Below are 7,563 nucleotides of genomic sequence, written 5' to 3'. Positions count from 1 at the left end.
CCTGACGCGGACAACGGCGGTCAGACGGAGACGGGCGCGGAGAGCTACGGCTACACGGCAACGGATGCCAACGGCAACACGGTGACGGGCACGATCACCATCGACATCGTCGACGATGTTCCGATCAACATCGACACCACGGCCTCAGCCACGGTTCATGAAGACGCGCTGGACAATTACAACCCAGGTGTCGTGCTTCCGGGCATTGAGGGATCCAGGGGAAACAACGAAGGCGGCAAGACCACGACGGCCGTCTTTACCTATGCCACGATCGCCGCCCTCGTAAATTTCGGGGCCGATGGGGCCGGCGCGATCACGCTCAATGACGACGGCAGCATCAACGGCACGGCCATTTCCGGCGTCACGTCAAAGGGTGATGCCCTCACCTGGCAGGTGAGCGGAAGTGAGCTTCTGGGCGTGGCCGCGGACGGGCGAACCGTCTTCAGGATCACCCAGACCGCCGGTGGCGGCACGGCCGCCCCGCAAGACGATGAGTTCACGTTTGAACTTCTCGACCAGGTCGATCACGAGACGGCACTTGGAGACGACGATCAGTCCGTTACGATCGATATCTCGAACGCATTCGTGGCAACGGACGGGGATGGCGATACGGTCGTTCTGGATGCGGGCCTTCAGGTTGCGGTCGAGAATGATGTTCCGTCAGTGATCTTCCCCGATCATGCAGTCGTGGAAAACGGTGCGGGTTCTTCGGCGACCTTCGCGCTGGACCTTGATGGAGATATCGCGAACAACGTGGGCGCCGACGAGCTCGGGACGGTGCGGTTCAATGTCGTCAATGGAATCGATAGCGGTCTGACTGCCAATGGCGTGCCCATCCTTTACACGGTTTCCGTCGACGGATTGACGCTGACCGGTGCGGCGAACGGTACGACCATATTCACGATCGTGCTCGACCCCGCGGCATCGACCTATACCGTGAACATGTCGGGCGCGGTGGATTCGCTGGTGGATGTCAGTTTCAGCGATGGCGGATACAACTTTGTCGGCGGAAACAATTCGTGGTCGGGCTTCATTCCCGACACCGAAACCGTTGGCGCACCGATCGACAACGACAGCAGGGATCTGCTCCTGACGCCGTCGATAGGAGGCGTAAACGACGGCACGATCAACTCCAGCTCGGTGGCCGGCGGCATTGGCGGCGGCGCATCGGTGGGCGGGAGCGAAGTTTTCCGTGTCGATTTTGTGGTCGATCTCAGGGGTAATCCGGCTGACGGCCCGGGAGACTATGACACTGCGGCCAACAGGGATCATGTCTTTGACGGACACTATACGACGAATGGCGCATCCGCGGTGTTCACGGCGACGGGTGGTTCGACGGTCAGGGTAGCAGCCTATGACGATCCTGACGGCAACACGATCGTAGGTGACGGCACAAGGGACCAGATCACGGGTATCGTGATCGCCTACAACGGCGTTTCGTCGGCCCTAATTACGGCTAATGGTACGTATCTTGTGAATGGCAATTCCTACACCGTGACCTTTGATAGTGACAGCAACGGTGCGGTGGATATTGCCGGTGTGGTCGGCACCAGCGGTGCTCAGGCCATCGGAACGGAAATCGCCGTTTATACCAATGATGGATACAACAGCCTCGAATACGGATGGGTTTCGGGGAATACCTACAAGATCGGCGATTTCGGCGCATCCGTTCAAACAGATGAACCGGTAAACTTCAACGTTCCGATAGAAATCGTCGACAGTGACGGGGATGCGGCTGGAAGCAGCCTTTCGGTGACGCTTACTTCGCAAGGAGAAGGGATCCAGGATTATTCGGGTTCCCCGACGTTTGTGATAGCCACGTCAACGAGTACGGATCCGCACATCATAGGTTCTTCCTACGATGATACTCTGACAGGGGATGGCGGCGACAACGTACTCGCCGGCGGCGCCGGCAGCGACCTGCTCGTCGGTGGTGACGGTGCCGACCTTCTGATCGGCGGTTCGGGTGCCAACACCTACAACCTTTCGGATACCGACGACGCCGTCGATACGGTGGTGATCGACAAGTCCGCCCTGGCCGGGATCGATCCCGACGATATCGTCGGCTATGGAGCGGAAGATGTCGTCGATCTCACGGAACTCGTGTCGGCAAGCGCCGGAGACGATGTGAACGATTACGTCCGTCTCAACCCCGGCAACGACCAGGAACTGCAGGTGGATGCCGATGGCGCCGCCAATGGCGAGAACTGGGTTACCGTTGCAACATTCGACGTAACGCCTGCGAGCGTGAACATACTCTATGACGAAGACGGTAGCGACAAGCAGGGAACCGTATAGACTGGATGAGATAGGTGTGGAGCGGGCGAAAATGTTCGCCCGTTTCTTTGAATGCGGGAAGACATTCGTGTATTCCTGATATAGGGAATTGCGGAAAGCGATAGAGCTGGAGGGCTTTATGAAGAAAGTTGCGCTCGGGGTCAGCCTTGTTTTGGGGGCGTTTTGCGCCAGTGGCGCGCAAGCGGCCGACTTGCTAAGCAGCGATTATTGCCCCGTGGCTGAAAACGCGAAGCTGCTTGCAATCCAGAGCGACGTCGAATTGACCAGTGAAGTCGTGCGTCTCATGGATGAAGCGGTGGCGGTATCCGACAGTCCTCAGTGGATTTATTCCGGCCGCCCGGCCTTTGTTTGGGCTTCGGAAGCGAAAGTCGCGTGCGGAAAGGCTTTCGGATATCTTCGGGCGAATTACCGCGACGAAGACAATCTGAACAAATGCGAGTGCTTTCACTCGAGAATGCTTCAATACATGAACTGAATTGCGATCCGGCCGCCGATGCGACGAACCACCGTTCGACAAAAACGCCTGCCGGATCTGGTCCGCCATGTGCGCTTCCCGATACGCGGAGTTTCGGCGCCGGAATGGTCGTCGTCGTTCTTCGAGCGACGCCTCCGACGGGGCATCATGGCTTGCGGCGTGCCGCTTCTCGCTCTCATCATGGCCGCTTGTCAGTCCTCGTCGATCGACGAGGCGTTCGACGAGGAGAGGGGCATTGTGGCCAAAGTTTCTCCCGGCATGGAGACCGTTGGCGAAGGTGCTGTGACAATAGGAATGGTCACAGGCCTCGCCGGCCCGCGCAACGACCTTGAGCTGCGTTATCTGAGCGGCGCCCGTTTCGCCGCGAGCCAACTCGGAACTGATCTCGTTCGGCTATCCATATACAACGCGCAACCCACTAAATCCGGAATCGACGAGGCACTTTCAGCACTTCGCGATGCGGGGGCGAAGTTGATCATAGGGCCGTCGGACGAAGCTCAGCTCGGCGCCATAGCCCAACACGGCAATGGCGATTTGCCTCCTGTCATTGCTCTCGTTTCGAACGACGCCACCCGCGGAAAGGGTGTCTATGCCTTTGTTTCGAATGAGGTGGACAGTGCGATAGAGGTTGCCGCATACGCGATCGGGGCGGGGCGAAAGGACATTCTGCTCGTTCATCCGGCGGGCGCGCCGGAAGATGCATTGGCGCGGCTCGGGAATGCGATCGTTTCCAAAGGCGGGCGAGTATCGGGGGAAATCCGGATAGAGGCGAACCGGGACGATCCGTTTGCGGATGCGCAAAAGGAAATAACCGGCGCACGCACTGTCTTGCTTGCGCCGGGTTTCGCCGATCCCGGTGCCATCGCAGCCAGCTTGAAGGCGAGCCGCATGCTCTCCGCGGATGCGTGGCTTCTCGCTACGCCGGAAATCGGCTCCGGCGCAGGAGCCTCCGGCAGCTATTTCTGCCGCTTTGATCGGCTGGAGATTGGAGGCTTGGCGCGTGAATACCAGGCTGAATACGGGGTGGCGATGAGCGATGCGGTGGCCTATGGCTTCGACGCGGCGGCGCTGTCCATAGGCCTTGTGCGAACAAACGGGGCCAGTGCGCTGTCCGCAGAAGGTTTGAAGTCACCTTCCGGCTTCCAGGGATTGATGGGGGCTTTCCGCTTTTCCGCTTCCGGCTCGGTGGAGCGCAATTGTTCGATATATCGCGCCGCGCAAACGGGCTTTGAATTGATCGATCCCGCACCCAAGACATTCTGATACCCGCGCGTTGCCAAGCGATTTTACCTGGCAGGTCCGTCGTCGGAGCAGCTCTTCCTGTTGCCGATCCATTCAGGCTTGCCGTTCCGGTCCCGCTGCCTTCAAGTTCCCATCTGCTATTCTCTTTCCTTGTCATCGCACTGCCTGCTGCCGCGAGCCCGAAGGTCGATTTAGCCGGCGCTTCGGCGGTTCACATGTATGCGGGCGCTTGTGCGCAGGCTCGAATTCAAGTAACTATTAATATAATAGTCACTGGAGTTCCGCCATGGCCGAAGAGCAGCATCCGACGATCCTGAAGCTCAAGGAGACGCCCGCCAAACCGCCAGTCCGCAAAGTCACGGCGGGGTGGCTGAAGGCGCTTGCGCTTGAGCACGGGGCGGATGACGTTGGTCTTGTCGAGGTAGGGCGCGAGGCGATCGCCGATCAGCAGCCCTACATCGATCAGGTGTTTCCCAAGGCGAAAACTCTGCTTTCCTTCATGGTGCGTATGAACCGTGAGCCTGTGCGTGCGCCGGCGCGCTCCGTCGCAAACCAGGAATTTCACGCCGTTTACGACGATGTGAATGATACGGCACGGGCGATCGTCCGTGCGCTGGATGAGGCAGGGGTCTCGGCCTGCAATGCGGTCGCTGCCTTCCCGATGGAGGTTCAGCTTCCCGGACGTGGCTGGCTCGTCGCGCACAAGCCTGTCGCGGTGGAAGCCGGACTTGGGCATGTCGGCCTTCACCGCAGCGTCATTCACCCGAAATTCGGCAGTTTTGTGCTTCTGGGTACGATCCTGATCGACGCGCAGGCCGATGCCTACGATCGGCCGATCGATTACAACCCCTGTCTTGAATGCCGGCTTTGCGTTGCCGCTTGCCCTGTCGGCGCGATAAGCCCGGACGGCAAGTTCGATTTCCTGAACTGCTATACCCATAACTACCGGGATTTTCTCGGCAATTTCACGGATTGGGTCGACGCGGTCGTCGATTCCAGTTCCATGAAGCAGTATCGGGAGCGGTTCACGGATGGCGAAACCGCCTCGATCTGGCAGTCGCTCTCCTTCAAGCCCGGCTACAAGGCGGCCTATTGCATCGCTGTTTGCCCAGCCGGAGAGGAGGTTGCCAATCCTTTCCTTCAGGACCGTCCGGGTTATGTCGAGGAAGTCGTCAAGCCGCTGACGGAGAAATCCGAAACGGTCTATGTGCTTCCCGGTTCGGATGCGGAAAAACATGTCGCGCGGCGCTTTCCCGGCAAAACGGCAAAGCGGGTGCGTCGGTCGACGAGGATCGGCAACGTGCGAACGTTCCTCGCCTATTTGCCGATCACTTTCCAGCGGGGCCGTTCAAAAGGGCTTTCGGCAGTTTATCACTGGACGTTTACGGGCAAGGAAGAGGTTGAGGCTACGATCGGGATCAAGGACGGTACGATTGATGTGAAACCGGGACACCTGGGGGAGGCTGATGTGCGTATATTCGCGGATTCGGATACTTGGGTGAAAATTCTCAACCGAGAGTATAAGATGGTTCCGGCTATCATCCTGCGCAAGGTTCGCGTGAAGGGGTCGATGGACCTGTTCCGCGCCTTCGGCAGGTGCTTTCCGAGGTAAACCATGCGATCAAAAAGCTACAAGGGAATGGCTTGTTCGATCGCCGGCGCGCTGGAAGCCATCGGCGACCGCTGGGCATTCCTCATCCTGCGCGACCTGTCGCTCGGACTTACCCGATACGACGAGTTCCAGACATCCACGGGCATTCCGCCGAATACGCTCGCCGACCGGCTCAAGTCGCTTCAGGCAAGCGGTCTGGTCGAACGCAGGCTTTACAACGAACGCCCGCCCCGTTTCGAGTATATTCTCAGCGAGAAGGGCAGGGACCTCTGGCTCGTCACCGTCGCGCTTCTGCAATGGGGCGACAGGTGGGACGCAAGCGGGAAGGGCGCGCCGCCCGTGGAGCTCCATGATATCCAGACCGGGCGTCAGCCGGTTCTTGCCATGGTTGATCCCGAAACCGGCGAAATCGTGCCGCGTCAGCGCATCGTTGCGCGCGCGGGGCGGGGGGCAGACGATATCGCGCGCTGGCGTGTTGATGCTCGTCGGACGAGGGAATTGGAAACGACCGAAGACTGACCATACCTCATCGCGTAAAGCGAAGTCCGTGAGTCAACCCGTCTCGCAACTCAACCGGACGAGCGCATTCAGCACCAGTTGCGCGCCTTTTTCGATGTCCGACCAGTCGGTCCATTCTTCCGGTGCGTGACTGATGCCGTTTCTGCTTGGTACGAAGATGAGCGCCGACGGGCAGAGCGACTGCATGGTCTGTGCGTCGTGTCCGGCGCCTGACGGCATGGGCAGAGCGGCAAGCCCCATCGCCCCGGCCTCTTCGCTAAGCAGTTCGGCAAGCCGGTTGTCTAGCGCGACGGGTACGAGCCAGCTTTTCGTCTCTGTCACATGGCTCAGGCCATGCCGTCTTGCGGCGGCCTCTATGCTCGCCTTTACGGCGTCCGTCAACGCGCGCATCACGGTCTCATCCGTGTCGCGAATGATGACGGTGAATTCCGCGAAACCGGGGATCGTGTGCGGGAAATTCGGTTCCAGATCGACCTTCCCTATGGTGATACGGGATTGGTCGGTTCCGGTCTTTTCAATCAAATTCGGAATTTCTACCGCGACATCGGTAAGTCCCCTGAAGGCATCCGCGCGCAGGTGCATCGGCGTCGTGCCGGAGTGGTTGGCCCGCCCTTCCATGCGCACGGCGATATAGCTTACGCCCGATACCGAATGCGCAATGCCGATCGGATTGCCGTTCGCCTCCAGCACGGGCCCCTGTTCGATGTGAAGCTCCACGAAAGCCTTGATGGAGCCGGCCGGCCTCGCGGCGTCGAGCACGGCATATGGATCAAGCCCCTGTCCGCGCATAGCCGCGACAAGGGTTTCGCCGGAAGCGTCCGCCGCCTGTTCGATCCAGTCGCGGGTGACTTGACCGGTAATCGCCTGCGAGCCGAGCATGCCCCCGAAGCGTCCTTCCTCTTCCGCCGTTGCCACGGCTTCCACGGCGATTTTCGGTGTCATTCCGGCATCTCGCATCGCGCGCAAGGCCTCCCATGCCACGGCGACACCCAGCGCGCCGTCGAAGGCGCCGCCTTCAGGCACCGTATCGAGGTGAGATCCGCTCATGATGCAGGGGCTGTTTTCCGGCCCGTAGCGCACGAAGACATTCGCCGCCGCATCGCGGCGCACTTTAAATCCGTCCGCGCGCGCCTCATCTTCGAACCAGCGTCTGACGGCCATGTCCGCATCCGAAAACCCTTGCCGGTTGTAGCCGCCCGTTTGCGGGTTGTGGCCGAAGGCATTGATGCCATCAAGGGTCTTGCGCAAGCGCGCGCCATCGATGACTGGGCGATGTGAGGGCATTATTCCACCTGAATTTCAACACCTTAAGCGGATGCGACCCGATTTTCGAGCTGCGCCCACCTAAAATTTATTATGATAAAAACTTGCTATTGCGCAAATTATTTTCATTAATTACCCCACCAGGGGAGACAAG

At 59.5% G+C, this 7,563-nt stretch carries 6 protein-coding genes; 5 read left to right on the top strand and 1 reads right to left on the bottom strand.

Annotated elements, in window-relative coordinates; all coding sequences use genetic code 11:
- From HPQ64_RS01750 to HPQ64_RS01730, 5 genes are all read left to right on the top strand, one after another.
- The coding region (locus HPQ64_RS01750) for a beta strand repeat-containing protein (protein WP_210260048.1) at positions 1-2,298 on the top strand (2,298 nt) is incomplete at its 5' end.
- Between the two features lie 118 nt (positions 2,299-2,416).
- Positions 2,417-2,773 carry a hypothetical protein gene (locus HPQ64_RS01745; protein WP_172886676.1) on the top strand — a complete coding sequence of 119 codons (357 nt, stop codon included), beginning with the start codon at positions 2,417-2,419 and terminating at the stop codon, positions 2,771-2,773.
- Positions 2,774-2,791: 18 nt separating this feature from the next.
- Positions 2,792-4,036, top strand: a complete 1,245-nt coding sequence (locus HPQ64_RS01740; RefSeq protein WP_172886675.1) for an ABC transporter substrate-binding protein — start codon at positions 2,792-2,794, stop codon at positions 4,034-4,036.
- 265 nt (positions 4,037-4,301) lie between these two features.
- Complete coding sequence (locus tag HPQ64_RS01735) at positions 4,302-5,627, top strand: SCP2 sterol-binding domain-containing protein (protein ID WP_172886674.1); 1,326 nt, start codon at positions 4,302-4,304, stop codon at positions 5,625-5,627.
- A 3-nt stretch (positions 5,628-5,630) separates the two neighbouring features.
- Positions 5,631-6,146 (top strand): winged helix-turn-helix transcriptional regulator, encoded by a 516-nt coding sequence (locus HPQ64_RS01730; protein ID WP_172886673.1) that lies wholly within the window; start codon positions 5,631-5,633, stop codon positions 6,144-6,146.
- 33 nt (positions 6,147-6,179) lie between these two features.
- On the opposite strand, the gene HPQ64_RS01725 is transcribed toward HPQ64_RS01730, so the two are convergent.
- Complete coding sequence (locus HPQ64_RS01725; protein ID WP_172886672.1) at positions 6,180-7,430, bottom strand: Zn-dependent hydrolase; 1,251 nt, start codon at positions 7,428-7,430, stop codon at positions 6,180-6,182.
- Between the last annotated feature and the right edge of the window lie 133 nt (positions 7,431-7,563).

The sequence above is a fragment of the Hongsoonwoonella zoysiae genome (genome assembly GCF_013266695.1).
Classification (GTDB): domain Bacteria; phylum Pseudomonadota; class Alphaproteobacteria; order Rhizobiales; family Stappiaceae; genus Hongsoonwoonella; species Hongsoonwoonella zoysiae.
Note: the sequence above shows the minus strand (reverse complement) of the source record. Positions and strands in the feature narration are given on the sequence as shown.

Coding starts and splice junctions, on each gene's coding strand:
- HPQ64_RS01745 (WP_172886676.1), top strand. CDS start 2,417: ATGAAGAAAGTTGCGCTCGGGGTCAGCCTTGTTTTGGGGGCGTTTTGC.
- HPQ64_RS01740 (WP_172886675.1), top strand. CDS start 2,792: ATGCGACGAACCACCGTTCGACAAAAACGCCTGCCGGATCTGGTCCGC.
- HPQ64_RS01735 (WP_172886674.1), top strand. CDS start 4,302: ATGGCCGAAGAGCAGCATCCGACGATCCTGAAGCTCAAGGAGACGCCC.
- HPQ64_RS01730 (WP_172886673.1), top strand. CDS start 5,631: ATGCGATCAAAAAGCTACAAGGGAATGGCTTGTTCGATCGCCGGCGCG.
- HPQ64_RS01725 (WP_172886672.1), bottom strand. CDS start 7,430: ATGCCCTCACATCGCCCAGTCATCGATGGCGCGCGCTTGCGCAAGACC.